The organism is Achromobacter insolitus, from assembly GCF_002209555.1.
In the GTDB taxonomy this organism is placed as follows: Bacteria; Pseudomonadota; Gammaproteobacteria; order Burkholderiales; family Burkholderiaceae_B; genus Achromobacter; species Achromobacter insolitus.
The window spans coordinates 546,677-572,745 of the sequence record NZ_NJIF01000001.1 but is presented as its reverse complement, the minus strand read 5'-3'; the positions used below and the strand labels follow the sequence as shown (position 1 = coordinate 572,745).

At 65.2% G+C, this 26,069-nt stretch carries 24 protein-coding genes; 16 read left to right on the top strand and 8 right to left on the bottom strand.

Annotated features, from left to right (window positions below):
- The first annotated feature begins 21 nt into the window (after positions 1-21).
- Positions 22-372 carry a RidA family protein gene (locus CEY08_RS02540; RefSeq protein WP_042796825.1) on the top strand — a complete coding sequence of 117 codons (351 nt, stop codon included), beginning with the start codon at positions 22-24 and terminating at the stop codon, positions 370-372.
- A 108-nt stretch (positions 373-480) separates the two neighbouring features.
- Here CEY08_RS02540 and CEY08_RS02535 read toward each other — a convergent pair whose 3' ends face one another.
- Both CEY08_RS02535 and CEY08_RS02530 read right to left on the bottom strand, forming a co-directional pair.
- Entirely contained in the window at positions 481-990 is a 510-nt protein-coding gene (locus tag CEY08_RS02535; RefSeq protein WP_042796826.1) for a flavodoxin family protein, read from the bottom strand.
- Positions 987-1,820 carry a M90 family metallopeptidase gene (locus CEY08_RS02530; protein WP_042796827.1) on the bottom strand — a complete coding sequence of 278 codons (834 nt, stop codon included), beginning with the start codon at positions 1,818-1,820 and terminating at the stop codon, positions 987-989. The genes CEY08_RS02535 and CEY08_RS02530 overlap by 4 nt, the downstream gene beginning before the upstream one ends.
- Positions 1,821-1,925: 105 nt before the next feature.
- Here CEY08_RS02530 and CEY08_RS02525 point away from each other — a divergent pair, with 105 nt between their 5' ends.
- Positions 1,926-4,193 (top strand): RelA/SpoT family protein, encoded by a 2,268-nt coding sequence (locus CEY08_RS02525; protein ID WP_076815820.1) that lies wholly within the window; start codon positions 1,926-1,928, stop codon positions 4,191-4,193.
- A 40-nt stretch (positions 4,194-4,233) separates the two neighbouring features.
- On the opposite strand, the gene CEY08_RS02520 is transcribed toward CEY08_RS02525, so the two are convergent.
- Positions 4,234-5,547, bottom strand: a complete 1,314-nt coding sequence (locus CEY08_RS02520) for an MFS transporter (protein ID WP_076815818.1) — start codon at positions 5,545-5,547, stop codon at positions 4,234-4,236.
- Between the two features lie 121 nt (positions 5,548-5,668).
- Between CEY08_RS02520 and argE the strand changes: the two genes are divergently transcribed.
- The 7 genes from argE (at position 5,669) to CEY08_RS02485 (ending at position 13,642) form a co-directional block, all read left to right on the top strand.
- Positions 5,669-6,820 carry an acetylornithine deacetylase gene (argE, locus tag CEY08_RS02515; RefSeq protein ID WP_076815816.1) on the top strand — a complete coding sequence of 384 codons (1,152 nt, stop codon included), beginning with the start codon at positions 5,669-5,671 and terminating at the stop codon, positions 6,818-6,820.
- A gap of 131 nt (positions 6,821-6,951) precedes the next feature.
- On the top strand, positions 6,952-8,151 hold the full coding sequence (gene trpB, locus CEY08_RS02510) for a tryptophan synthase subunit beta (protein WP_063959865.1): 1,200 nt from the start codon (positions 6,952-6,954) through the stop codon (positions 8,149-8,151).
- Between the two features lie 7 nt (positions 8,152-8,158).
- Positions 8,159-9,022: a tryptophan synthase subunit alpha gene (trpA, locus tag CEY08_RS02505; protein ID WP_076815814.1), complete on the top strand. Its 864-nt coding sequence runs from the start codon at positions 8,159-8,161 to the stop codon at positions 9,020-9,022.
- Positions 9,023-9,057: 35 nt separating this feature from the next.
- Entirely contained in the window at positions 9,058-9,936 is an 879-nt protein-coding gene (accD, locus tag CEY08_RS02500) for an acetyl-CoA carboxylase, carboxyltransferase subunit beta (RefSeq protein WP_042796832.1), read from the top strand.
- 229 nt (positions 9,937-10,165) lie between these two features.
- Entirely contained in the window at positions 10,166-10,714 is a 549-nt protein-coding gene (locus CEY08_RS02495; protein WP_042796833.1) for an acyloxyacyl hydrolase, read from the top strand.
- 310 nt (positions 10,715-11,024) lie between these two features.
- Positions 11,025-12,032, top strand: coding sequence for a Bug family tripartite tricarboxylate transporter substrate binding protein (locus tag CEY08_RS02490; RefSeq protein WP_076815812.1), 1,008 nt, complete (start codon positions 11,025-11,027; stop codon positions 12,030-12,032).
- A 62-nt stretch (positions 12,033-12,094) separates the two neighbouring features.
- A complete protein-coding gene (locus tag CEY08_RS02485; protein WP_076815810.1) occupies positions 12,095-13,642 on the top strand; it encodes a UxaA family hydrolase in 1,548 nt (515 codons plus the stop codon).
- A gap of 68 nt (positions 13,643-13,710) precedes the next feature.
- Here the strand turns inward: CEY08_RS02485 and CEY08_RS02480 are convergent, their stop codons facing one another.
- Entirely contained in the window at positions 13,711-14,646 is a 936-nt protein-coding gene (locus CEY08_RS02480) for a dihydrodipicolinate synthase family protein (protein WP_063642013.1), read from the bottom strand.
- Positions 14,647-14,818: 172 nt separating this feature from the next.
- On the opposite strand from CEY08_RS02480, the gene CEY08_RS02475 reads away from it, so the two are divergent.
- Positions 14,819-15,715: a LysR family transcriptional regulator gene (locus CEY08_RS02475; RefSeq protein WP_063642318.1), complete on the top strand. Its 897-nt coding sequence runs from the start codon at positions 14,819-14,821 to the stop codon at positions 15,713-15,715.
- Between the two features lie 140 nt (positions 15,716-15,855).
- Here CEY08_RS02475 and CEY08_RS02470 read toward each other — a convergent pair whose 3' ends face one another.
- Positions 15,856-18,924, bottom strand: a complete 3,069-nt coding sequence (locus tag CEY08_RS02470) for an Rne/Rng family ribonuclease (RefSeq protein ID WP_076815808.1) — start codon at positions 18,922-18,924, stop codon at positions 15,856-15,858.
- Between the two features lie 508 nt (positions 18,925-19,432).
- Here CEY08_RS02470 and CEY08_RS02465 point away from each other — a divergent pair.
- From CEY08_RS02465 to msrQ, 4 genes are all read left to right on the top strand, one after another.
- Positions 19,433-20,410 carry an RluA family pseudouridine synthase gene (locus tag CEY08_RS02465; protein WP_088607576.1) on the top strand — a complete coding sequence of 326 codons (978 nt, stop codon included), beginning with the start codon at positions 19,433-19,435 and terminating at the stop codon, positions 20,408-20,410.
- Between the two features lie 2 nt (positions 20,411-20,412).
- Positions 20,413-21,063 carry an HAD family hydrolase gene (locus tag CEY08_RS02460; protein WP_042792381.1) on the top strand — a complete coding sequence of 217 codons (651 nt, stop codon included), beginning with the start codon at positions 20,413-20,415 and terminating at the stop codon, positions 21,061-21,063.
- 151 nt (positions 21,064-21,214) lie between these two features.
- Entirely contained in the window at positions 21,215-22,177 is a 963-nt protein-coding gene (msrP, locus tag CEY08_RS02455; protein WP_063642011.1) for a protein-methionine-sulfoxide reductase catalytic subunit MsrP, read from the top strand.
- 9 nt (positions 22,178-22,186) lie between these two features.
- On the top strand, positions 22,187-22,837 hold the full coding sequence (gene msrQ / locus CEY08_RS02450; RefSeq protein WP_076815806.1) for a protein-methionine-sulfoxide reductase heme-binding subunit MsrQ: 651 nt from the start codon (positions 22,187-22,189) through the stop codon (positions 22,835-22,837).
- Positions 22,838-22,849: 12 nt separating this feature from the next.
- Here msrQ and CEY08_RS02445 read toward each other — a convergent pair whose 3' ends face one another.
- The 3 genes from CEY08_RS02445 to CEY08_RS02435 are packed head-to-tail and all read right to left on the bottom strand — an operon-like array spanning position 22,850 to position 24,948.
- Positions 22,850-23,635 (bottom strand): N-acetylmuramoyl-L-alanine amidase, encoded by a 786-nt coding sequence (locus CEY08_RS02445; protein ID WP_076815804.1) that lies wholly within the window; start codon positions 23,633-23,635, stop codon positions 22,850-22,852.
- Positions 23,636-23,638: 3 nt separating this feature from the next.
- A complete protein-coding gene (locus CEY08_RS02440) occupies positions 23,639-24,349 on the bottom strand; it encodes an SAM-dependent methyltransferase (RefSeq protein ID WP_042792385.1) in 711 nt (236 codons plus the stop codon).
- Entirely contained in the window at positions 24,346-24,948 is a 603-nt protein-coding gene (locus CEY08_RS02435; protein WP_063959835.1) for a Maf-like protein, read from the bottom strand. The genes CEY08_RS02440 and CEY08_RS02435 overlap by 4 nt, the downstream gene beginning before the upstream one ends.
- Before the next feature lie 318 nt (positions 24,949-25,266).
- Here CEY08_RS02435 and CEY08_RS02430 point away from each other — a divergent pair, with 318 nt between their 5' ends.
- Complete coding sequence (locus CEY08_RS02430; protein ID WP_197723188.1) at positions 25,267-25,815, top strand: YceD family protein; 549 nt, start codon at positions 25,267-25,269, stop codon at positions 25,813-25,815.
- 52 nt (positions 25,816-25,867) lie between these two features.
- Entirely contained in the window at positions 25,868-26,050 is a 183-nt protein-coding gene (rpmF, locus tag CEY08_RS02425) for a 50S ribosomal protein L32 (RefSeq protein WP_042792387.1), read from the top strand.
- Positions 26,051-26,069 lie beyond the last annotated feature (19 nt).

Below are 26,069 nucleotides of genomic sequence, written 5' to 3'. Positions count from 1 at the left end.
CTCGAATCTAGGGGACTATTCATGAGCAGCATCAAGCGCTTCCACGTGGCCAAGCGCCTGTCCGACATGGCCGTGTACAACGGCGTCGCGTACCTGGCCGGCCAGGTGCCGGACGATTCCACGCTGGACATCACCGGCCAGACCGAACAGGTGCTCGCCACGATCGACCGCCTGCTGGCCGAAGCCGGCACCGACAAGACCAAGATCCTGATGGCCCAGATCTACGTGGCCAACATGAAGGAATTCGATGGCATGAACAAGGCCTGGGACGCCTGGGTCGCCGACGGCAATTCGCCTCCGCGCGCCACCGTTGAAGCCCGCCTTGCCAATCCGGATTACAAGGTCGAAATCGTCGTGACGGCTGCCGTCTAAGACGCCTTCCCCGCGTTGGGCGCATCAGCGCCCGGCGCATGCCAGGGCGATCCCCTGGGGGCGGGTGCGCGCATCCGCCCATGCATGCCTCTTCTTCCGCTCTGCCGTCTATTGCCCGAGCAGCAGCGTCGCGGCCAGCAGGCCCCCCAATTCCTCGCACTTATCCAGGTCCGCGCCGGCCACCGTCTTCGGCGCCAGGATTTGCTGCGCGGTTTGAGCGCCCATGTTGACGATGAGCGGCGGCGCCAGCGATCGGAGCCGCCAGCCGGTGCAGATGCGTTCCACCTGCCGCGCCGCGCCCGTGCCGTCGCTGCCCGCGCTGATGGCGCAGGCGTAAGGCAATCCCTGTATCCGATCCAGCACCGCATAGTAGTTGCGGTCGAAGAATTCCTTCATCTCGCCGCTTAGCGTCGCCAGGTTTTCGGGCGCGCAGAACAGGTAGCCGTGGCTGGCAAGCAACTCCTCTGCCTGAACCTCCGCGGCCGGCCGCAGCACGACGCTCAGATCGGACGCCTGATCCAGCTGGGTGGCGGCCGAGCGCGCGCCGCGCGCCGCGGCTTCGGCCATCTGCCGCGCGGCGCCGGTGCGCGAATGCCACACGATCAGCAGCTGTTTCATGCGTAGCGTTCCAGCGGATCCTGCCGGTAGTAGGCCCGCAGCAGCCCATACCATTGCGGCAGGGCTTCGTGCATGGGGTAGGGATCCACGAAGAAGTGTTCCGAGCTGACCGCGAAGAACTCGGCTTCGTCGGTGGCGGCATATGGGTCCATCGGCAGTTGGCCGTACCAGGCGTCAGCAGCCTCGCTCTCGGGGTCGACGTCGTGCGGAATGGCTGCCTCGACCGCGTCCACGGCTGCAATGAAACGATCCAGGCTGTCGTCCAGGATGCGGCGCCAGGACTGCGGCTTGAGCTCGGGGTGGGCGGCCAGCGAGGGCATGCCGTCGGCGTAACCCGAGCGCAGGTCGAGTTTGTGGGCGAATTCGTGGATGACCACATTGAAGCCGCCATCGGAGAACTGCGTGTCTTCCCAGGACAGGACCAGCGGCCCGCCTTCCCAGGCCTCGCCGGCCGCGTCCTCCAGGTATTCGTGCACCACGCCATCGTCGTCCTGGCGCGAGCGGGGAATGCGGAAACTGGCGGGGTACACGATGATCTCGTCCCAGCCTTCGTACAGTTCCGGCGCCAGGTTGAGGATGGGCAGACTGGCCTGCGCGGCGATACTCAGGCGCATGAAATCCGAGACCTCGAGCCCCTGCGCGCCGTTGATGTTCTTGCTGGCCAGCAACCAGGCCGAACGCGCCAGCAATTGAGCGGCTTCCTCGGCGGTCAACGCCGCCAGGAACGGGTGGGCGTCCAGCACCTGGCGCCACAATTCCGGCGAGATGCGGGCCTGCATTTCGGCCACCGCGGACGGGCGGGCACCCCGGCCCTTCAGCCAGCGCAACATAAGCTTTGGTTCCTTCCATATGCCGGGGCTAGCGGCTTGTTTTAGCGATAACAAACCCTAGTGTAGAGTGTCGGGATATCAAACTACATCTGCTCGACATCCGTCATGTCCGCCCCGCCTGTTCCCGACGCGCCTACGCCTTTCGACGCTTCCTGGCGGCAGGAGGTAGGCGCCGGCCTGGACGCCGACGGCATGACGCTGATCGACCAGGCCGTGGCCTGGGCCGAGCCGCGTTTTGAAGGACAGCACGCCTTGACCGGCGAGCCCCTGGCCGGGCATGGCGCGGGCGTGGTCCGCATACTTGCAGCCTTGCATACCGATGCCGCCACCCGCGCGGCGGCGTTGCTGGCCGCCTTGCCCACCGACCTGATGGCGCCTGCGCCGTCCTTGCGCAACGATCCGGTCGCCGCCGCATTCGGCGCCGAGATCGCGCGGCTGGTGCAGGGCGCGCGCGCCCTGTTGCGGCTGGGCGTGGTGGCCCGGCAGGCAAGCGATGCCGCTGCCGAAAGCGGTTCGCAGAAGGAAATGCAGCGCAAGATGCTGCTGGCCATGGCGGCCGACTTGCGCATCGTGTTGATGCGGCTGGCGTCGCGCCTGCGCACCTTGCGTTGGCACGCGGAAAGCAAGGCGCCGTGCTCTACCGATTTCGCGCGGGAGACCCTGGATCTGTACGCGCCCCTGGCAAACCGCCTGGGGATCTGGCAGATCAAGTGGGAAATGGAAGACTTGGCCTTCCGCTTCCTGGAGCCCGAAAAATACAAGCAGATCGCCCGCCTGCTCGAAGAAAAGCGGGTGGAGCGCGAGGCCTTCATCGCCGGGGCCATCGAACGCCTGCAGACCGGCCTGGCCCGCGCCGGGGTCGAGGCCGAGGTCAGTGGCCGTCCCAAGCACATCTACAGCATCTGGAACAAGATGCGCGTGAAGCGGCTGGATTTCTCGCAGATGTACGACCTGCGCGCGTTGCGCATCATCGTGGACGACGTGCGCGCCTGTTATACGGCGTTGGGCATGGTGCACGAAATGTGGACGCCGATCTCCGAAGAGTTCGACGACTATATTTCGCGGCCCAAACCCAACGGCTACCGCTCCTTGCACACGGTGGTGGCCGATGACGACGGCCGTCCTTTCGAGGTGCAGATCCGCACGCGCGAGATGCACCAGTTCGCCGAGTACGGCATGGCCGCGCACTGGCGCTACAAGGAAGCGGGCGCCAAGGGTGGCCAAGTGGCCGCCTCCAGCGAATACGACCGCCAATTGGCGTGGATGCGCCAGTTGCTGGCCTGGAATAGCGATGTCGAGGGCGGTAGCGAACCCGCCAAGGCCGTGCCCGCCAAGCCGGCGTCGGGCAAGAGCCGTGGCCCCGCGGCAGCCCCGCCGCATACCGACGAACGCATCTATGTGCTGACGCCGCAGGCGCGCGTGATTGAATTGCCGGCGGGCGCCACGCCCGTGGATTTCGCCTATCACCTGCATACCGACCTGGGCCACCGCTGCCGCGGCGCGCGCGTCGATGGCCAGATGGTGCCGCTACAGACGCATCTGTCCACCGGACAGACCGTGGAGATCATTTCCGCCAAGTCTGGCGGGCCGTCGCGCGACTGGCTCAATCCTCAGCTGGGCTTTTTGGCGAGCCCCCGGGCCCGGGCCAAGGTGCGCATGTGGTTCAACGCGATCGAGCTGCAGCAACGCATTACGCAGGGCCAGGCCCTGGTCGAAAAAGAACTTCAACGTCTGGGCAAGACTGCCGTCAACCTGGAGCAGCTGGCGCAGAACCTCGGGTTCGCCCGCGCCGACGACCTGTACGTGGCGGCGGCCAAGGAAGAGTTCAGCCTGCGGCAGATCGATACCTTGTTCCAGCAGCCGGCGCCGGCCGCCGAGCCGCAACCGGCTGCCTTGCGCCATGCCAGCGCAGGCAGCGCTGAAAAAAGCGGCAAGAGCGGCGTGCTGGTGGTTGGGGTGGGATCGCTCCTGACCCAGCTGGCGCGCTGCTGCCGTCCGGCGCCCCCGGACCCGATTGCCGGCTTTGTCACGCGCGGGCGGGGCGTGTCGATTCACCGCAGCGATTGCCACAGCTATCTGGCTTTGGCGGCGCGCGAGCCCGAACGCGTCATCGAGGTCGCCTGGGGCGAAACCGCCGATACCTTTTATCCGGTGGACATCAGTGTGCGCGCGCACGACCGTTCCGGCCTGCTGCGGGACCTGTCCGAGGTTTTTGCCCGGCTGCGCCTGAATGTGGTGGGCGTGAACACGCAGAGCAAGCAGTCGCTGGCCCACATGGTGTTCACGGTGGAAGTGCGCGGGGGGGAGTCGCTGTCCCGCGCCCTGGACGCCCTGGCCGAAGTGCCGGGCGTGTCGTCGGCGACGCGCCGCTAGGCGGGAAACCCGGGCCCTGCGGCCCGGGTGGCGGCGGGACTCAGTGGTCCAGCTGCTCGTGCGCGCGCTCGCGCATGTAGAACGCGGCGATCAGCCCCAGCGCCACGCCGAACATCACGTAGTAGGCAGGCGCCATCGGCGACCCGGTGGTCTTGATCAGCCAGGTCACGATGAACTGCGCGAAGCCGCCGAAAATCATCACGGCGACGTTATAGGCCAGGGACAGGCCCACCGAGCGCACGCGAGCCGGGAACAGTTCCGCCATCACGGTGCTGAACACGCCGAAGAAGGCCGACACGAACAGGCAGACCACCACTTGCACGGCCAGCAGGCGGCCGATGGACGGGGCGTCCGACAGCCAGTAGTACAGCGGGTACAGCACGATCAGGTAGCCGATGAGCGAGCCGATCACGATCGGACGGCGACCGACGCGGTCCGACCAGGCGCCCATGAAGGGCGTCAGCAGCACCATCAACGCCGCTCCCGCCATCTGCACCAGGAAGGTCTGGTTCAGCGGCAGCTTCAGGATTTGCGTGGAGTAGGTCACCAGATACGTGAAGGTGATGTAGATGGACACGGTCGCCGTCACCACCAGGCCCACGCCGATCAGCGTCTCCCGGGTGTGCGTCTTCAGCATCTGGCCCAGGCTCAGGCGTCGCACGTCGCCGCGCGCGGCGGCTTGGCGCTCTTCTTCCTTGAGCTGCTTGAAGGCGTCGGTTTCGTCGACGTTGCGGCGAATATAGATGGCGATGGGCACAATTACTAGGCCAAAGGCGAAAGGCAGGCGCCATGCCCAGTCCGCGATCTGCTGCGGCGTGAAGAACTCGGTGATGAGCGTGCCGCAGGCTGCGCCGATCAGCAGGGCCAGCATCTGGCCAGCCATCTGCCAAGAGCCATAGAAGCCGCGCTTGCCGTTGGGCGCCATTTCAATCAGCAGCGCTGTCGAGGTGCCGAATTCGCCGCCGGCCGAGAAGCCCTGCAGGAGGCGTGCGATCAGGATGAAGATCGGGGCGAGGATGCCTGCCGCATGATACGTAGGAGCGACGGTGATGAGCGCGATCGAAATGGCCATCAGCGAGGTCACCATGACCATGGCCGCCTTGCGGCCTTTCTTGTCGCCATAAAGGCCCAGGATGATGCCGCCGACCGGCCGCATGAAGAAGCCTACGCCGAAGATCGCCGTCGTCATCAGGATGGCGTTCAGCTCGCTGCCGGGAACGCTGGGGTCGGTCGGGAAGAACAGCTTCGAGATGATCGGCGTCATGAACGCGAACACGAGGAAGTCGTACCATTCGAGGGCATTGCCTATAACTGCCGCCACGATGTTGCGCGTGGGAACTGCTTTGTGCTGCACGGTTTCTCCTTGGGGGTTTGCCTAACCGGGCGACATTCTAGGCGCTTGCGCGCCGCACCCCGTCCGAGACGCGAACGCCCGCTGGCCTTACACTCCTGTTTTTCCCCAAGAGAGTAGTGACATGAACGCGCGCACCTGGCTGGAAACGCTGGTTGGCTTTGACACGACCAGCCGCAATTCCAATCTTGCCCTGATCGAAACCGTCCGAGATTGGCTCAAGGGCCAGGGCGTCGACGCATGGCTGGCGCACAACTCCGAGCGCACCAAGGCCAACCTGTTCGCCACCTTGCCCGCCCAGGACGGCGGCATGCAGGGCGGCATCGTTCTGTCCGGCCACACCGACGTGGTGCCCGTGGACGGCCAGGAATGGAGCACGGATCCGTTCAAGCTCGTCGAAAAAGACGGGCTGCTCTACGGGCGGGGCAGCTGCGACATGAAGGGCTTCATCGCCAGTTCGCTGGCGCTGGTGCCGGAATTCCTGGCCATGCCGCGCAAGAAGCCGATGCATCTGGCCTTTTCCTACGACGAGGAAGTCGGCTGCGCCGGCGCGCCCTACATGCTGGCCGATCTGCTCGAGCGCGGCATCCGTCCCGAAGGCTGCGTGGTGGGCGAGCCCACCGGCATGCAGGTGGTCGTGGCGCACAAAGGCATTAACCTGTTCCGCTGCAAGGTGCACGGCAAGGCGGCGCACTCGTCCTTGACCCCGCGCGGCTGCAACGCCATCGAATACGCCGCCCGCCTGATCTGCCGCATCCGCGATCTGGCCGACAGCTTCAAGGCCAACGGTCCGTACGACCAGTTCTACGACGTGCCGTTCTCCACGATGACCACCAACCAGATCCGTGGCGGCATCGCGGTCAATACCATCCCCGAGCTGTGCGAATTCACATACGAATTCCGCAACCTGCCCGGCATGCAGCCCGACGAGATCCAGGCAGAAGTCGAGAAATACGTGCGCGAAGAGCTCTTGCCGCGCATGAAAGCCGAATTCGATGGCGCCAGCATCGAAATCGAGACGGGCGCCGCGGCGCCGGCCCTGGAAGCGTCCGAAGAGGCCGCCATTACTCAGCTGGTGCGTGCCCTGACCGAAGACCGTGCCACCCGGAAGGTCGCCTACGGCACCGAGGCCGGCCTGTTCCAGGGCATCGGCATCCCGACGGTGGTCTGCGGCCCAGGCCATATCGAACAGGCCCACAAGCCCAACGAATACGTGGCGCTGGACCAACTGGCCGCCTGCGACACCTTCCTGCGCCGCCTGGGGCAGTCGCTCTGACGGCAAGCTGACGGTTCCCGGCACGGCCACGGCATTGCGCCCGGCCGTTGCCGGCGTCAGGTAAAATGACGGGTTGCAAACCGGATTTGCGGCCGGCAGTGGCCTGCCGCGATACCCGGGGGAGATGCTTGGTGAAACCTTACGACTTTCCGGATGCCCAGGGCCATTTCGGCCCTTATGGCGGTGTTTTCGTGGCAGAAACGCTCATGCACGCGCTCGACGAGCTGCGCGCGGCCTATGACCATTACCGTCTCGACCCCGCCTTCCAGGAAGAGTTCAACTACGAACTCAAGCATTTCGTCGGCCGGCCCAGCCCGGTCTACCATGCCCGCCGCTGGTCGGAAATGCTGGGCGGCGCCCAGATCTGGTTCAAGCGCGAAGACCTGAACCATACCGGCGCCCACAAGGTCAACAACTGCATCGGCCAGGCATTGCTGGCCAAGCGCATGGGCAAGCCCCGCGTCATCGCCGAAACGGGCGCCGGCCAGCATGGCGTGGCCACGGCCACGGTGGCGGCCCGCTACGGCATGGAATGCGTCGTCTACATGGGCAGCGAAGACGTTCGCCGCCAGGCCTCGAACGTCTACCGCATGAAGCTGCTGGGCGCGACGGTCGTGCCGGTGACCTCCGGCTCGCGCACCCTGAAGGACGCGCTGAACGAAGCCATGCGCGACTGGGTCACCAACATCGAGAACACCTTCTACATCATCGGCACGGTGGCGGGTCCCGATCCCTACCCCCGCATGGTGCGCGATTTCCAGACCGTCATCGGCAATGAATGCCTGACGCAAATGCCCGAAGCCGTCGGCCGTCAGCCCGACTACGTGGTGGCGGCGGTGGGCGGCGGTTCCAACGCCATGGGCATCTTCCATCCCTACATCCCGTACGAAAACGTGCGCCTGATCGGCGTCGAGGCGGCGGGCGAGGGCATGGACAGCGGCCGCCACGCAGCTTCCCTGGCCGCGGGCCAGGTGGGCGTGCTGCACGGCAACCGCACCTACGTCATGCAGGACGCCGACGGCCAGGTCCAGGAAACCCATTCGGTTTCCGCCGGCCTGGACTATCCCGGCGTCGGTCCGGAGCACGCCTGGCTGAAGGACTCCGGCCGCGCCGAGTACGTCGGCATTACCGACGAGGAAGCCCTCAAGGCGTTCCACGATTGCTGCCGTATTGAAGGCATCATGCCGGCCTTGGAGTCGTCGCACGCCATTGCGCAAGCCGTGAAGATGGCCGCCACGCTGCCGCGTGACGCCATCATCCTGGTCAATTTGTCGGGCCGCGGCGACAAAGACATGCATACCGTGGCCGAAAAGGCCGGTATCGAGCTCTGAGGCGTCCATGACCACTCGCATCGATCGTATCGCCGCCGCTTTTGCGCGCACCGCCGAATCCGGCCGCGCCGCGGCGCTGATTCCCTACATTGCCGCCGGCGACCCTTCGCCTGCCGCGACCGTCCCCCTGATGCATGCGCTGGTCGAGGCCGGCGCCGATGTCATCGAGCTGGGCGTACCGTTCTCCGATCCCATGGCCGACGGTCCGGTGATCCAGCGCGCAGCCGATCGGGCCATCGCTCAGGGCGTGGGCCTGGCCCGCGTGCTGGAGCTGGTGGGTGAGTTCCGCCAGGGCGACGCCTCCACTCCCGTGGTGTTGATGGGCTATGCCAACCCGATAGAACGCATGGGTCAGGCGGAGTTCGCGCGCCGCGCCGAGCAGGCTGGCGTGGACGGCGTGCTGGTGGTGGATTATCCGCCCGAAGAAGTCGTCGAGTTCGCCGCCACGCTGGGCGAACACGGCATTGCGCCCATTTTCCTGCTGGCGCCCACGTCGACGGAAGCGCGGATCAAAGCCGTCGCCCAAGTAGCGCGGGGCTACGTGTACTACGTGTCGCTCAAGGGTGTCACCGGCGCGGGCTCGCTGAATACCGACGACGTCGCCGAGCGCCTGGCCGTGATCCGCCGCCATGTGCGCGATATTCCGGTCGGCGTGGGCTTCGGCATCCGCGACGCCGAAAGCGCCCAACGCGTGGCGCGCGCGGCGGATGCCGTCGTGATCGGCAGCAAACTGATTGAAACCATGGAGCAGGCGGCGGCGAATGCCCCCGCGGCCCAGAAAACCGACGCTGCAGTCACCGCCGCCAGCGGCTGGCTGCGCACCATCCGGCAAGCGCTGGATCAAGTAAAACGAGAAAGCGCGTCGGCCTGAGCGGCGGGCGTGACCTCAAACGGGATGAATAATCAATGAGCTGGATCGAAAAACTCCTGCCTCCTCGCATCAACAAAACCAGCGATAGCGGCGCCCGCCGCGTTCCCGAAGGCCTTTGGGTGAAATGCCCGTCGTGCGAATCGGTGCTGTACAGCGAAGACCTGGCGGCCAATCTGCACGTTTGCCCCAAGTGCGACCACCACATGCGCATCGGAGCCCGCGCCCGCATCGATTCGCTGCTGGACGTGGAGGGCCGCGTCGAGATCGGCCAGACCACGCGTTCGGTCGACACGCTGAAGTTCAAGGACACGCGTAAGTATCCCGAGCGCCTGCAGGAAGCAGTCAAGCAAACCGGCGAGACCGATGCGCTCGTGGTCATGAGCGGCTCCATCCGTGGTGTGCCGGCGACCCTGGCCTGCTTCGAATTCGAATTCATGGGCGGTTCCATGGGTTCGGTGGTGGGCGAGCGCTTTGCGCGCGGCGCCCAGGCCGCCCTGGACAACAAGACGCCTTTCATCTGCGTGGCCGCCTCGGGCGGCGCACGCATGCAGGAAAGCCTGTTGTCGCTGATGCAGATGGCCAAGACCAACGCCATGCTGACGCGTCTGTCGGCGGCCGGCCTGCCGTTCATCAGCGTCCTGACCGACCCGACCATGGGTGGCGTATCGGCCAGCTTCGCCTTCATGGGCGACGTGGTCATCGCTGAACCCAAGGCGCTGATCGGCTTTGCCGGTCCGCGCGTGATCGAACAGACCGTGCGCGAAAAACTGCCGGAAGGCTTCCAGCGCGCCGAATTCCTGCTGCAGAAGGGCGCCATCGACATGGTCGTCGATCGCCGCCAGCTGCGCGAAGAAATTGCCCGTCTGCTTGCCTTGCTGACCAACCAGCCGGCAGATGTCGTCACCGCGGCCTGATGGCCTGGTGATCCAGCCCATGCGCGGGTAGGGCAGATAGTGGCAGAAATGCCGCCGGCAGCATCGGGCTCCCGGCGGCATTTTCGTATGGACTGGGAGCCCGTGTGACGCTTGTTTTGCGGAACAGTGTTTTCCATCCGCGATGTTGCCTGCGTGCGACAAAGCGGGAGCCGTCCGGCCCGGATTTTGCTATGTTGCGTACTAGGATTGAAATCTACGGAGTTTCCCAATGCAGTTGACCAAGAAGAAGATGCTTACCGGCCTTTTGGGGCTTGCGCTGGCTGCTGGCGCGTCGTTGGCAAGCGCCCAATCGTCCACGGGTACTCAGGGCGGTGTCAGCGTGCATTACGGCATTGGAGACCACTACCAGCGTCTGACGCTCAACTACGAGACGCCCTCGGTCTGGACGTACCAATTCGGCGGCAACTGGGGGCGCCTGGACCTCACGCCTGAACTCGGCGCGTCGTACTGGAAGGCGAGCGGCTCGCGTTCCCCGGGCCATGTCTGGCAACTGAACGCCATCCCGATGTTCCGCTGGTGGACCGGCGAGCGCTTCTACATTGAAGCGGGTATTGGCGCCACGCTCTTTTCCAGCACGCGTTTCGCCGACGAGAACATCAGCACGGCCTTCCAGTTTGGCGACCACATCGGCATGGGTTTTCTCGTGACGCCGAACAATCGCATCGGCGTGCGCTATTCCCACTTTTCGAACGCCAGCATCAAACGCCCGAATCCCGGCCTGGACGTGGTGCAGCTGACCTACACCTACCAGTTCTGATCCCCGGCGCGTTGATGCGCGCATGGCGCCGCCCGCGGGTGCGCCACACACACAGATCCACCCCCACCGGGGTGGATTTTTTTTGGGCGGCCGCCGCCCCGTTCTGCCGTTCGGTATCTGATTCGATTCAAGAACATAAAAATATTATGTTCTGACGGTGTGTACACATACTTGTTGGTACGGGATGCAATCGCCAGAATGCCCTGGCATTGCCCAACACACACAATGGCCGCCGCTAGGCCTGGCCTCTCCGTCGCGCCCATGGCCGCGCGGGGGGAGGGAAGAGACGGCGGCCGACGGAGACCAATACATGAACTACCCCTGTACGCCCGCGCGTCGCCTGGCGCGCATGGCCCCCGCCGTCTGCTTGGCCCTTGCGTTGTCCAGCGGCCCGTCCGCCGTCATGGCCGAGGAGTTTCCCAACAAGCCGCTGCGCATGGTGGTGGGCTTCGCTCCCGGAGGCGGCGCGGACATCGTGGCGCGCCTGGTGGGTGCCAAGATGGCCGAAAGCCTGGGGCAGCAGGTGGTCGTGGAAAACCGGGCTGGCGCCACCGGCACCATTGCTGCCGACAACGTCGCGCGTTCGCCAGCCGATGGTTATTCGCTGTTCCTGGGATCGCAATCCACCATGGTGGTCGCACCGTCCCTGTTCCCATCCCTGCCGTTCAAGCCTGAAAAGGACTTCGCGCCGGTGTCGCAGGTCGTGACCATGCCCCTGATACTGGTCGTCAACCCGGCACTGGTCGAGGCGAAAACCGTGCAGGAACTCACCGAGCACATCCGCAAGGCGGGCGATGGCGCGGTGAGCTACGCCTCTTCCGGCCAAGGGGGGCCACAACATATCGCCGGGGAACTATACGCGCACATGGTGGGCACCAAGGTCACGCACGTGCCCTACAAGGGCGAATCGGCGGCCATGGCCGACGTGCTGGGCGGGCATGTGCCGTACATGTTCGCCAACCTGCCGGTGGCGCTGCCGCACATCAATTCGGGCAAGGTCCGGCCGCTGGCCATTACCAGCCTGAAGCGGGATCCCAAGGCGCCGACGATCCCGACGCTGGCCGAGTCGGGCTTCAAGGACTTCGAGGTGTCTACCTGGTATGGCGTTTTCGCGCCGGTAAACACTCCCAAACCCGTGGTGGGCAAGCTCTCCAATTCCATTCGCGCCGCCCTGGAGCAGAGCGACATGCAGGCCAAGCTGAGCGAGCAGGGATTCACGGTCGTGGGCAGCGACTCCGAGACCTTCACGCGCTTCGTGGGCGCGGAGTTGCCGCGCTGGTCCGTCCTGATCCGCGACATAGGCATCAAACCCGAATAGCCGGCCCGCCCGCGCGCGAGCGTCCTCGGCCGGGCATCCGTTTATCCATACGAGAGCAAGACATGATCGATTTCACAGAAAAGCGCGCTGCCGGCCCTGTCATCCGGCTGCATTCCGCGGACAACGTCGTGGTGGCTCGCGTGCCTATCAGCATAGGGATGGCCGTGCCTTCCGAAGGCATCGTCAGCCGCAGCCAGATTCCGGCCGGGCACAAGATCGCGGCGCGCGACCTGCGCGCGGGCGAGCCCATACTCAAGTACAACGTGTGCATAGGCTTCGCGGCCAGCGACATCCCGGCGGGCACCTACGTCCATTCGCACAATATGGATTTCCAGGAATTCGACCGCGACTATGCGCATGCCCGCGATTACGTGCCCACACCCATCCTGCCCGAGTCCGAGCAGGCGCGCTTTCTCGGTATCGTGCGCGCCAACGGCCAGGTCGCCACGCGCAACTACATAGGAGTCATGGCGACCGTCAACTGTTCGGCGACGGTCGTACACCGCATCGCCGAGGCCTTCACGCCGGCGTTGATGGCCGCTTATCCCAATGTGGACGGCGTGGTGGCATTGAGCCATGGCATGGGCTGCGGCATGGAAATGTCGGGTGAACCCATGGATCTGTTGCGCCGGACGATGGGCGGCTATGCCTGCCACGCCAATTTCGCGGCTGTACTGATTGTTGGACTGGGCTGCGAGCGCAACCAGCTGGATGCCTTGCTCAAGGACCAGGGGCTGGAGGCGGGCGCGCGCCTGAAGACGTTCATCATGCAGGAGACCGGCGGCACTCGGAAGACCATCGAGGCGGGCGTCGCCGCCGTGCAGGCGCTGCTGCCCGAGGCCAACAATGTCGAGCGCGTGCCGGTGCCGGCGAGTCATCTCACGGTAGGACTGCAGTGCGGCGGCTCGGACGGATTTTCTTCGATTACCGCCAATCCGGCATTGGGTGCGGCCATGGACATCCTGGTGCGCCATGGCGGTACCGCCATTCTGTCTGAAACGCCTGAGATCTACGGCGTGGAGCATACGTTGACGTCGAGAGCCCGGAACCGCGAGGTCGGCGAGAAACTGGTGCAGCGCATCCGATGGTGGAAGGAAGAATATTCTCCCGGGCGGGACGTGCAGATCAACGGCAAGGTCAGCCCCGGTAATCAGATGGGCGGATTGGCCAACATCTTCGAGAAGTCACTCGGCTCCTCGATGAAGGGCGGCACGACGGCGTTGATGGAGGTGTACCGTTACGCGGAACCGGTGCGGCAGCCCGGGATGGTCTTCATGGATACGCCGGGCTTCGATCCCGTGTCCGCGACCGGCCAGATCGCCGGGGGCGCCAATATGATTTGTTTCACCACCGGTCGAGGCTCGATGTTCGGCGCCAAGCCCGTGCCGTCGATCAAACTGGCGACCAATACGCCGATGTATGAAAGGCTGACGGAAGACATGGATGTCAATTGCGGCGACATCCTGGATGGCACGGCCACTCTGCAAGAGGTGGCGCAGCGGATCTTCGAGGAAATCCTGCTGGTGGCCTCCGGCACCCGAAGCAAAAGCGAGCTCCTGGGACTGGGCGACCACGAATTCGTGCCCTGGAACATCGGCGTGGTGAGTTAGGACCCACCCCGCGGCACAGGGCTGCCGTCCTGTCCCGCAGGTACTGGCGTACCTGCGGGCGGATTGGATCAGTTGTCGGCCAACGAGTCCGCGCCCGGCATGTCAAAGCCGTTGTCGTTCAGGGCGGCTTGCAGGGCGGAGCGCTGCTCGGCGTTCAGTTCCACCAGCGGCGGGCGCACCGTCGCCCAGGCGGGATCGCCGGACTTCCAGGCGATGGCGGCCTTCATTGCGGGAATCATGGGGAACTTCCCGAACACATTGCGGGTTGCGTTCAGCCCGGCCTGGCGGGCGTCGGCGTCTGCCTCCTGCCAGTGCTGCTGGAGCGCGACGATAGGGCCCGGATTGACGTTGCCGGTGGCGGTGATGCAACCCACGCCGCCCGCGCGCAGGGTCTGCAGCAGGAATGCTTCGCTGCCCGCATAGACCTGGAAGCCACGCGGCGCAAAGCGTTCGATCATGGCGGCGGTATTGTTCCAGTCTCCGCCGCTGTCCTTTACGCCCGCGACCTGGCCGGGATAGCGGTCCAGCAGGCGGTCGATCAGGTCCAGGCTCAAGGGCACCTGGCTCACGGGCGGGATGTGGTACAGGTACATGCGCAGTCTGTCGTCGCCCACACCTTCGATCAGTTCGGCGTAGTAGCGGAACAGGCCCTCGTCGCTCACTCCCTTGTAATAGAAGGGCGGCAAGACCAGCACGCCCATGCTGCCGCTGTGCACGGCATGGCGTGTCAGTTCGATCGCGTCAGGCAGCGCGCAGGCCCCCGTGCCGGGCATCAACGCGGAGGGCTCCACGCCGGCTTCCAGCAAGGCGTCCAGCAGGCTGCGCTTTTCGGACAATGCCAGCGAGTTTGCTTCCGAATTGGTTCCGAAAATGGCCAGGCCGACCGATTGTTCGCGCAGCCAGCGGCAATGCTTCACGTAGCGTCCCAGTGCCGGGCGATAGGCTTCGTCGAACGGCGTCAGGACCGGAGAAAAAACGCCGGGAATGCTGGCTTGGGTGCTCATGATCTGTACTCGCAGTCGGATGGATGGGGAAGACGCACCATGGCGGCGCGCCAACAACATCTGATTCTGGCATCGAACCGGCCGATGAACATCTGCTGTTTAATTGCTTCAATCCATAAAATTGTTGTGGTTTGCCCTGGCGCAAACCGTGCATATAGAAAAAGGGGGCGCAGTGGATACTCGGTATGTGCAGAGCTTTGTGTCGGTCGTCGAGAGCGGATCGCTGGCGGAGGCGGCTCGCAGACTGGACCTGACCCCGGCCGCCATCGCCGCGCGTGTGCGCACCTTGGAAGAAGAACTGGGCGCCATCCTGATCAAGCGCGTGGGCCGCAGCGTCAAGGCCACCGAGGCGGGACTGAAGGTGCTGGAGCGGGCCCGCAGCGTGCTGCGCGAGGTGCGGGATCTGCGCGCCAGCGCAAGCGACGATGCACCGCTGGGCGAGCTTCGCCTGGGAGTGTCGGTGTCGGCGCTGACCGGCATCATGCCCACGGTCTTGGCGCGTCTTTACCGCCGCCTGCCCAAACTTGCCGTATTCGTGGAACCCGGCACTTCCAATCACCTGTATCACCGCGTGATCAATGGCGACCTGGACGCAGCCTTCATCGTCAAGCCCCAATTCAACCTGTCCAAGGGCTACGCCTGGAAATTGGTGGCGGAAGAGCCGCTGGTAGTGCTGGCGCCGCCCGATACCGTGAGCAATGATGCGCACGAGCTGATGAGCACCCAGCCTTTCATCCGATACGACCGCAACGTCTGGGGAGGCCGCCTGGCGGACCAATACCTGCGGCAGCATGGCATCGTGCCGCGCGAACGCCTGGAGGTCGACGGCCTGATGGGGATCGCCTGCATGGTGTCGGAAGGGCTGGGAGTGTCGCTGGTGCCAGACTGGGCGCCGGATTGGCTGGACAGCCGGCGCGTCAAGCGCGTGCCTTTGCCCGGGCGCGCACCGTTGCGCCGCATGGGGATCATCTGGGCGAGGCATATGCCGCATTCGGCGTTGGCGGAGGCTTTCGTCGAGGAGGCGGGACTGGCGCTCAACCTGCCTGCTGATCCAATAGAAGGGGACTGAACAGCAGGGATGGATCCGATGGGGGCAGGCTTGGGCGCGGCTGCCCCAGGTCCGCCATGAAAAACACCCCGGCGCCGGATCAGTGTCCAGCTTCCGGGGTGGCAGGCTACTGCAGCCACAAGCCCTTGCGGGCCTGGGGTTTAGTGGCGCGTTTCGACCTGAACCAAGGGTTCGTTGGAAACGGGGGCAACGGGCTTGCGCTCGCGGCCCAGACGGACCGGCGTATGCGCGGCGGCGATGCGCAGCTGGGTCTGTGCGTGGCGGTCCGGATCGGTTTCCACCCACTGCAGGCCGGCGGCGTTCACCACGTCATGCAAGGCTTGCGCCTTGGCGGACGGCGCGGCTGCCGGCACCACGATGGGCTGGCTGGCGGGCGCCGCGGGCGCGGGCGCTGCGGCAACCGCTTCCTGGGCGACCGGTGCGGGCGCGGGGGCCGGGACAGGAGCAACCACGGGCTCGACGGCGGCAGCTTCCACCGGCGCCTGTTCGGACGCGGCGGGAGCGGACACCTCGCTAGCGGCCTGCACGGCGATCGACTGCGTCACTTCGGGTGCGGCGGTCTGCACGGGCTGGGCCACCTGCTCGACCGCTTGCACGGCTTCGGCCTGGACGGGTTCTACCTGCTGGGCCTGAACGGGAGCCTCGGCAACCTTGGCGGGTTCAACCGGCGCGGCTTCGGTCTGCTGGGCTTGCGCCGGGACGGTCTCGGCTTGTTGAGCCTGGGCGGGTTCCACGGCTTGCTCGGCGGTCGCGGCCGTCGCGACGGGCTGGGCGACAGCTTCTTCCGACTGGTCGGCGCTGTCGTCGTCGGCGCCATCATCCTGCTGCTCGTCGCTGCCGGCCAAGCCTGCTTCTTCCTGGCTGCGGCGGCCACGGCGGCTGCGGCGGCGGCGGCGCTTGCGTTCGGGATCGGCTGCGCCTTCGGTGCCTTCCACCGAGGGCACGCCATCGGCGGTTTGCTCAGCGGTGTCGGCGGTCTCGGCCACGACCGGGGCTGCTTCAGCGGCAGGCTTGGTCTCGGGCAGGGCGGTAGCGACGGTCTGGGCCAGGGCGGCGACCATGCTTTCCTGTTCGCTCATCGGAGCGTCGGACTGACCTTCTTCGCGCCGATTGCGGCCACGGCCGCGGCGGCGGTTGCGGCCGGCGCCGCTGTCCTCGGCACCGACTTCCGCGGCCTGCTCGGGACGGTTGGACGCCAGGGCGGCGTGCGTAGCCTGGGTATCGCGTTCGCCGCGGGCTTCGTTGCGGTTGTGGCGATCCGTGCGCTCTTGGCGTTCGCCTTCGGCGCGCCGGTTGCCGCGCACGTGGTGACGGCCGCCTTCGCTGCCCTCGGCGCCTTCGCCGCGCGATTCGCCGCGGCGGTTGCGGTTGCGGTCCGAACCGTGGCGTTCGCCACGGCGTTCCTGGCCGTCATGGCTGCTGCGGCCCTTGCCGCGGCCGGAGCTCGCACGCTTGGCGCTGTCTTCCTGGGCGGCGGGGGCGGGCTTGGCCGTGTCGGCGCCGCCGCCCAGCCAGCCGAACAGACGCTTGAACAGGCCGCCCAGGCCGCCGGTGGCCGCCGGAGCGGGAGCCGGTGCGGCGGGAGCGGGCGTCGAAACCGGAGCGGGCTGCGAGGGCGTGATGCCCTTGACCAGCGCTTCGGGACGCGACTTGATTTCGTGCTCGCGAGGCTGCCAGGGGGCGTCCGTGGCCGGAGCTTCAACCAGTTCGAAGCTGGTCTTCACTTCTTCCAGGCGCGGATCGTCGTGGCGCAGGCGTTCGATGTGGTGGTGCGGCGTTTCCAGATGCTTGTTGGGGATCAGCATCAGGTTGACCTTCAGGCGGGCCTCCATCTTGGTGATGTCGGCGCGCTTTTCGTTCAGCAGGTAGGTGGCCACGTCGACCGGCACTTGGGCGTGCACGGCGGCGGTGTTTTCCTTCATTGCTTCTTCTTGCAGCAGGCGCAGCACGTGCAGGGCGCTGGACTCGGCGTCACGGATCACGCCGGTGCCGTTGCAGCGCGGGCAGGTGATGTGCGAGCCTTCGTTCAGGGCGGGGCGCAGGCGCTGGCGCGACAGTTCCATCAGGCCAAAGCGCGAAATCTTGCCCATCTGGACGCGGGCGCGGTCGAAATGGAGGGCATCACGCAGGCGCTGTTCGACGGCGCGCTGGTTCTTGCTGTCCTCCATGTCGATGAAGTCGATGACGATCAGGCCGCCCAGGTCGCGCAGGCGCAATTGGCGGGCCACTTCGTCGGCTGCTTCCGAATTGGTGCGCAGCGCGGTTTCTTCGATGTCGGCGCCGCGGGTGGAACGGGCCGAGTTGACGTCCACGGAAACCAGGGCTTCGGTGTGGTCGATAACGATGGCGCCGCCCGAGGGCAATTGCACCGTGCGCGAGTAGGCCGTTTCGATCTGGTGTTCGATCTGGAAGCGCGAGAAGAGCGGAATATCGTCGCGGTAGCGTTTGACGCGCTGGACGTTGTCCGGCATCACCACGCTCATGAAGGCCGTGGCCTGGTCGGCGATCTCGTCGGTATCGATGAGGATTTCACCGATTTCCGGGGAGAAGTAGTCACGGATGGCCCGGATGACCAGGCTGGATTCCAGGTAGATCAGGATGGGCGCGGAGTTGTCGCGCGCGGCGCCATCGATGGCCGTCCAGAGCTGCAACAGGTAGGACAGGTCCCACTGGAGTTCTTCGACGTTGCGGCCGATGCCGGCGGTGCGGGCAATGATGCTCATGCCCTGGGGCAGGTCGAGCTGCTCCATGGTGTCGCGCAGTTCCTGGCGGTCCTCGCCCTCGACGCGGCGCGATACACCGCCGCCGCGGGGGTTGTTGGGCATCAGGACCAGGTAGCGGCCAGCCAGCGAGATGAACGTGGTCAGGGCGGCGCCCTTGTTGCCGCGCTCTTCCTTTTCGACCTGGACGATCAGTTCCTGGCCTTCGCGCAGGGCGTCCTGGATACGGGCGCTGCGGACATCCACGCCTTCCTTGAAGTAGCTGCGGGCCACTTCCTTGAAGGGCAGGAAACCGTGACGGTCTTCACCGTAGTTGACGAAGCAAGCTTCGAGGCCGGGTTCGATCCGGGTGATGACACCTTTGTAGATATTGCCTTTGCGTTGTTCGCGGCCGGCAGTCTCGATGTCGAGGTCGATGAGTTTTTGCCCATCGACGATAGCGACGCGTAATTCTTCCTGATGCGTCGCATTGAACAGCATGCGCTTCATGAGAGGGGTTCTCCGTTGTCATGACGCGCCGATATCGGCGCGTGACCTCGGGTCACTCGGGCTGCGGGCTGAAGCGGGCAAGAGTTGCGGACCGTACCTGGGCGGCGCCCAGGCGTATCCGCCGCGGGTCAGGCGGGCACGTCGTGCCGTGGGGCACGGGGTTCTGTCAGCAGGAGGGTCAGCTTCACTGAATGTGGTTTGACGGAAAAGTGCTGTGAACGGCAGTTGCGGTCGGATTGGTTGCCCACACGCAGCTGGTGCTTTAAATATGCGACGATTCTTGCGGTGCTTCAGAGCCGCTTGCGGCATGCAACGGACCTGCTGGGACAGCGGGCAAAATGAATGCCACACCACTATCCGGCAGGGCGCGGTTGCGCCGGCGACCAAATGACCCCAGGGGTTGAATAAGCAGGCAGTACAATGGCGGCCCGCGCGCTCGACGGAGTTGCGTACAGTTGCATCTCTACGTCAGGCGGCTAGTTCAGCCCCGTTAGGCTGTCCCGATTATATGTCGCTTTCCGCAATGCGCAAAGAAACTTCCTCCTCGAAATCCCCCTCTAAAGCTCCCCCTGCCGTCCGGCTGGTGGAAGTCGACGCCGAGCATGCCGGCCAGCGCCTGGACAACTACCTGGCGCGTCTGTGCAAGGGCGTCCCCAAAACCCATATCTACAAAGCGATCCGCGGCGGTGAGGTGCGCGTAAACAAGGGACGCACTTCAGCCGACTACCGGGTCGCTGAAGGAGACGTGGTCCGTGTTCCGCCCCTGCGGCTGCCCGATCCGGGCAAGCCCCGTCCGGTGCCTGGCGCGGAGTTTCCGGTGGTTTTCGAGGACGAGGCGCTGCTGGTGGTGGACAAGCCCGCCGGCGTGGCGGTCCACGGCGGGAGCGGGGTGTCCTTCGGCGTGATCGAGCAATTGCGTGCGGCGCGGCCTGGCGCCAAGTTCCTGGAACTGGTCCATCGCCTGGACCGCGAGACCTCGGGCCTCCTGATGGTCGCCAAGAAGCGCAGCGCCTTGCTGGCGCTGCACGCCATGCTGCGCGAAGGAAAAGGGGACAAACACTATCTGGCCCTGGTCGAGGGCGATTGGGTCAACGACCGTCAGCACATCAAGCTGGGCCTGTCCAAGTGGACCACCCAGTCCGGAGAGCGGCGCGTCAAGGTGGATCCGGACGGTCAGTCGGCGCACACCATCGTCACCCTCAAGCAGCGGTTTGGTGGCTATAGTCTGGTCGACGCCGAGCTGCGCACCGGCCGAACCCACCAGATCCGGGTGCACCTGGCCGCCAGCGGCTTTCCCATCGTGGGCGACGACAAGTACGGCCACGACGAGGTGCGGGCGCATTTTGCGCGCATGGGCTTTGGCAGGATGTTCCTGCACGCCCATCAATTGACCTTGGCCCACCCGGTGACGGGCGAGCCGCTGACGCTTACCGCCGAGCTGCCCCCAGCTTGCCGGAAAATACTGAAACAACTGGAGTCGGTCTGATTATGTCGTATTCGCTGGTCGTCTTTGACTGGGATGGCACCCTGATGGATTCCACGCACAGCATCGTGGCCGCCATCCAGGGCGCCTGCCGCGACCTGGGGCTGGCGGTGCCCTCGGCTTCCGACGCCAGTTGGGTCATCGGTCTGTCCCTGGAAAGCGCCCTGCGCCGAGCGGTGCCGGAACTGACGCAGGCAATGCTGCCGCGCTTCCTGGAGCGCTACCGCACGCATTATCTGCTGCGCGACCCGGAACTGCGCCTGTTCGAGGGCGTGCAGGAACTCCTGGCTGAGCTGGCGGGGCAGAACGTGCGCCTGGCGGTGGCCACCGGTAAAAGCCGAGTGGGCCTGACCCGCGCCCTGGCCGCCACCGGCCTGGGCCCGCTGTTCGACGCGACCCGAACCGCGGACGAAACCTTCAGCAAGCCTCACCCCGCCATGCTGCACGAACTGATGCAGGAGCTGGACGTGGATCCGGATCGCGTCGTCATGGTGGGCGATACCTCGCACGACTTGCAGATGGCGATTAACGCCGGCGTGCACGGCCTGGGAGTCACCTACGGCGCGCATACCCTAAAGGAACTTGAGGGTTGCTCGCCCCAGGCGGTGCTGGACAGCGTGCCGAAAGTGCGCGAGTGGCTGCTTCCGCGGGTCTGACCACCGCAGGGCGTGGAACGCCCGCCGCTGGCGCAGGTCTATAGGAAATACCCGCAATTGCTCGCCGCTGCGGAATATCATGGGGCGGCGCGGCGTCCATGGCTTGCGCAGGTGCGCCCATGACCAGGCGGGTGCCAGACCGGAGACCATGATGTTGATACGCAAGCCCGACGATATTCTTCCCTCCGAGATCACCTCCGAGGCCGTCTGGCGCTCGCGCCGAGAACTGATGTTGCGCGCCGGGATGGTTGCGGCTGCCGCGGGCTTGCCGGGATGGGCCATGCGCAGTGCGCACGCCCAGGAAGCCGGCGCCTTGCCGGGCAAGGCCAATGCCGCCCTGAGCGTCATGGACAAGCAGACTTCCCTGGCCGATGTCACTTCGTACAACAATTACTACGAGTTCGGCGTGGATAAGGACGATCCCGCCGCAAATGCGGGCAAGTTGCAGACACGCCCTTGGAGCGTAAGCGTCGAGGGGGAGGTCGGCAAGCCGCGTGTCTTCTCGATCGAAGAGCTGCTCAAGCTGGCGCCGATGGAAGAACGCGTCTACCGGCTGCGCTGTGTCGAGGGTTGGTCCATGGTGATTCCGTGGGTGGGCTATTCCCTGTCTGCGCTGCTCAAGCAGGTCGAGCCCACGGGCAACGCCAAGTATGTGGAATTCGTGACTGCCGTGCAGCGCGAGAACATGCCGGGCGTGCGGGCGGCGATCCTGGAGTGGCCCTACGTGGAGGGCTTGCGCATCGACGAGGCCATGAATCCCCTGGCCATGCTGGTTTTCGGGGTCTACGGCAAGGTATTGCCGAACCAGAACGGCGCGCCGCTGCGGCTGGCAGTGCCCTGGAAGTACGGTTTCAAGTCAGCCAAGTCGCTGGTGAAGATCCGCTTGGTGGAAAAGCCGCCCGTGTCATCCTGGATCAAGGCCGCGCCACAGGAATATGGCTTTTATGCCAACGTGAACCCGGATGTACCTCACCCGCGCTGGAGCCAGGCCACCGAGCGCCGCATCGGCGAAGACGGCTTGTTCTCGCCGAAGCGCAAGACCTTGATGTTCAACGGCTATGGCGAGCAGGTGGCCTCGCTCTACCAGGGCATGGATCTGAAGGCGAACTACTGAGGCGATTCCATGCCTGACGGCACCCCGCGGGCGGCTTCGGCCGCGCCGCCACGCAAGACGGCGCTTTCCGCCAAGACGGTGGGGCGCTTCAAGCCATTCCTGTTCCTGTTGGGATTGGCGCCTTTCGCGCGCTGGATCTGGTTGGGCATGAATAACGGGCTGACGGCCAATCCCGTCGAGTTCCTGACCCGCTCATCGGGTACCTGGACCCTGGTTTGTCTGCTCGTGACTCTGGCCATTACGCCGCTGCGCCGGATCACCGGCCAGCCCGCGCTCGTGCGTTTGCGCCGCATGTGCGGGCTGTTCGCCTTTTTCTATGGCTTCATGCATTTCATGGCCTGGGTCTGGTGGGATCGCGGTTTCGACCCGGCGGGTATGCTGCGCGACGTCGGTGAGCGTCCCTTTATCACCGTGGGATTCGCGGCGTTCGTGCTGATGAGCGCGCTGGCGGCCACCTCTACGCAATGGGCCATGCGCAAGCTGGGCAAGCGCTGGCAGACCTTGCATCGTGCCATCTATGCCATCGGCCTGCTGGCGGTGCTGCATTATTGGTGGCACAAGGCTGGCAAGAACGATCTGGCGCAACCTGCGCTTTACGCCGCTGTGCTGGCGCTGTTGCTGGGCTGGCGGTTGGTTGTGTGGCTGCGCAGCCGGCGCTAGCCCTGCCCGGTTTTACAGCATCGCCAGCATGATGGCGGCGGTTTCCGCGTCGGGTTGGCCGTCGTATAGCGCTGGCCGGTAATGCATCTGGAAGGCTGCCAGCGCGCCGATCGTCGCCGGGTCCAGCGTGCCATCCTGCGGGCAGGCGTAGCCCAGCCGCGCCAGTTGCTTCTGGAACCATGCCACGTCGGGGATGCCTTGGACCTGCAGGCGCGCGAGATGCGCGGGGGCTCCGCTTTCGTCATACCAGCGTCCGATTCCGGCTTCGGCCAGCATTTTCCACGGGAAAAGAGGGCCGGGGTCGACCTTGCGCTGGGGCGCGATATCGCTATGGCCCACCACGTTCTCGGGCGCGATGCCATGCCGTTGCGCGATGTCGCGCAGCAGTATGGTCAGGGCGCGCAGTTGCCGTTCGTCATAGGGGTGCCAGACAGGCTTGCCGTCCGTCCCCTGTGTCCAGCCCGGGTTGACGATCTCGATGCCGATGGAGGTGCTGTTCATGGCGATGTTGCCATACCAGGAACTGGCGCCGGCGTGCCAGGCGGCGCGGTTCTCGTCGACCAGCCGGTAGACGCGGCCCGCCTCGTTCACGAGGTAATGGGCGCTGACTTTGCCCTTGGAGAGCAATTCCATCGAGCGGGCGTCATCAACGCTGGTGTAGTGCAGGACGATGCTGCGTACCCGGCTGGCCTGGCTGACGGCAGTGACCGAGGTGTCCAGGTCCAGGCCGGCAGGGCCGCGCGCGGCGCATCCCGCCAGGATGGCCGCGGCAAGCGGCGCAAGAATCAGGTGGCGCATGGATCAGCGCGCCAGGAAAAGGAACAGGGTGGGCAGCTTGTCGAGCTGGGGCGCCGGCTGCTTTTTCCAGTCGGCCACGCTACGCGTGACGATCCATTCGTCCGCGGTGGTGACCGAGCGGGCCACGCACAGCTTGGTGTCGCCCTTCAGGCTGGTCAGCAGCGTCGCGAACATGGCGGCGTTGCGGTAGGGGGTCTCGATCAGCAACTGGGTCTGGTTGTGCTTGGCCGAATGCTGCTCCCAGGCCCGCAGTTGCTTGGCGCGTTCCGCCGGGTCCACCGGCGCGTAGCCATGGAAGGCGAAGCGCTGTCCGTCCAGGCCGCTGGCCATCAGGCCCAGCAGGATGGAGGAGGGGCCGACCCAGGGTTTCACGGTGATGCCGAGTCGGTGGGCGGCGTCCGCGACCTTGGCGCCCGGATCCGCGACGGCGGGGCAGCCGGCCTCGGAAACCAGGCCGATTTCCGCGCCGCTCAATGCCGGCGTCAGCCAAGTCTTGATCTGGGCGGCGTCGACCTTGTCGCTCAGGGTGTGGATCGTGATTTCCTGCAGCGGCCGGGTGGTGCCGATCAGCTTGAGGAAGGCGCGGGCGGTCTTGGCGTTTTCAGCGATGTAAGTATCCAGCCGGCCTGCCAGGGCGCGGACCTCGGCCGGAAGCCAGCGTTCGGGTGGGGCTTCTCCCAGTCCGACCGGTATCAGGTGCAGTGCGCCGCTCATGCCGCGGCCCCTGGGGCGTCCAGCGGGTCCAGACCGAAACGCGCCAGCATGCCGGTCAGCGCGATCAGGGGCAGGCCGATGATGGCCGTGGGGTCATCGCTCTGGATGCTCTCCATCAGGGCGATGCCCAGGCTTTCCGCCTTGGCGCTGCCTGCGGTATCGTAGGGTTCTTCGGCGCGCAGATAGGCTTCGATGGCGCGGTCCGTCAGTTGGCGGAAACGGCAGCGCGTGACAATGTCGGCTTTTTCCACCCGGTGGCCGTCGGTGACCGCCAAAGCGCTGTGGAATTCCACGATCTGACCCGACAGGGCCCGCAATTGCGCCAGGGCGCGCGGGAAATCTCCCGGTTTCCCGATAGGCTGTCCGTCCACCGTGGCCACCTGGTCCGAGCCGATCACGATGCTGCCGGGGTGGTTGGCGGCGACCGCCATGGCTTTGGCCACGGACAGGCGTAGCGCCAAGGCTTCGGGGGTTTCGCCGGATTGTGGCGTTTCGTCTACATCGGGAGAAATGGCCGTGAACGGCAGGCGCAGGCGGGACAGCAGTTCTTTGCGGTAACGCGAGCTGGACGCGAGGATCAGGCTGGGTTTTGAAGGCATGCGATATTTGACGTTAATACGTAAGTCACAGTATTATCTAACGTTTTGCGGGATTTTTGCATGAGCGGGCGCGAGCCCCGCGCTCTGAGAGGCTTTGGCCGACGCTTTATAAAGCACTGCTAAGCAAGCAGACTGCTTTAAGGGCGGACTGCTTAGGCAGGCTCTAAGAGCGCCATGCAGGTGGTGTGTATGCGGCTAAGCATGTGGCAAGTAGCTGCGGCTGGCGAGAAGCAACGAGCTGCATAGACGCCCCCGAATTTTTCCCGCGAATGCAAAGGACTGAAAATCAAGCGCATCGATGCCTACGCATTTGCCCAGATGGGCAAGGAAGCGCAAGGAACCATACCTCTTGTGCGGCTTACGCGCGTGGTTGACGGGCTGCCCGAACAACCGCAGGGCGATGCCGGACTCGTGACGTGGTCCGTGCGTGGCGAAATCGGCAAATCCGGCCTGATGCTGGGTCGGCCGCTGTTGCATCTCCATGTACAGGCGAATCCTGTGCTGGTGTGCCAGCGGTGCAATGAGCCGTTCGTGTTTCCGATCGACAGCGAAGTCCTTTTGCAGCTGGTCAAGTCCGAGGCCGATCTCGACGACGATGCTTCCTACGGGGATGCATCCGGCGAGGACGACGAAGACGAAGAAGGAAATGGTTTTGTGTCCAACCTGCCTGAAAAGGTGGTGGGTTCGCATCATTTTGACCTGCTGGCCCAGGTCGAAGATGAGCTCATTCTGAGCGTTCCGTATGTGCCCAAGCATGATGTATGCCCGGGCGCGCTGGCCAATGTCAGCGAAGCTTCTCCCGAGGAGCCCGCTGTCAAGCGTCCGTCGCCGTTTGCGGTGCTGGAACAACTGAAGCACAAAGATTGAGATCAACATCGGGCCGCATCGCGTACAATGCGCCCCGTTTCTAGGAGTCATCATGGCCGTTCAACAAAACAAGAAGTCCCCGTCCAAGCGCGGTATGCACCGTGCACACGATTTTCTGGTGAACCCGCCGACGGCGATCGAACCCAACACGGGCGAAACCCATCTGCGTCACCACATCAGCCCCAACGGCTTTTACCGTGGCCGCAAGGTCCTGAAGACCAAGGCCGACGAATAAGGCCTCCGGGCCGAACTCG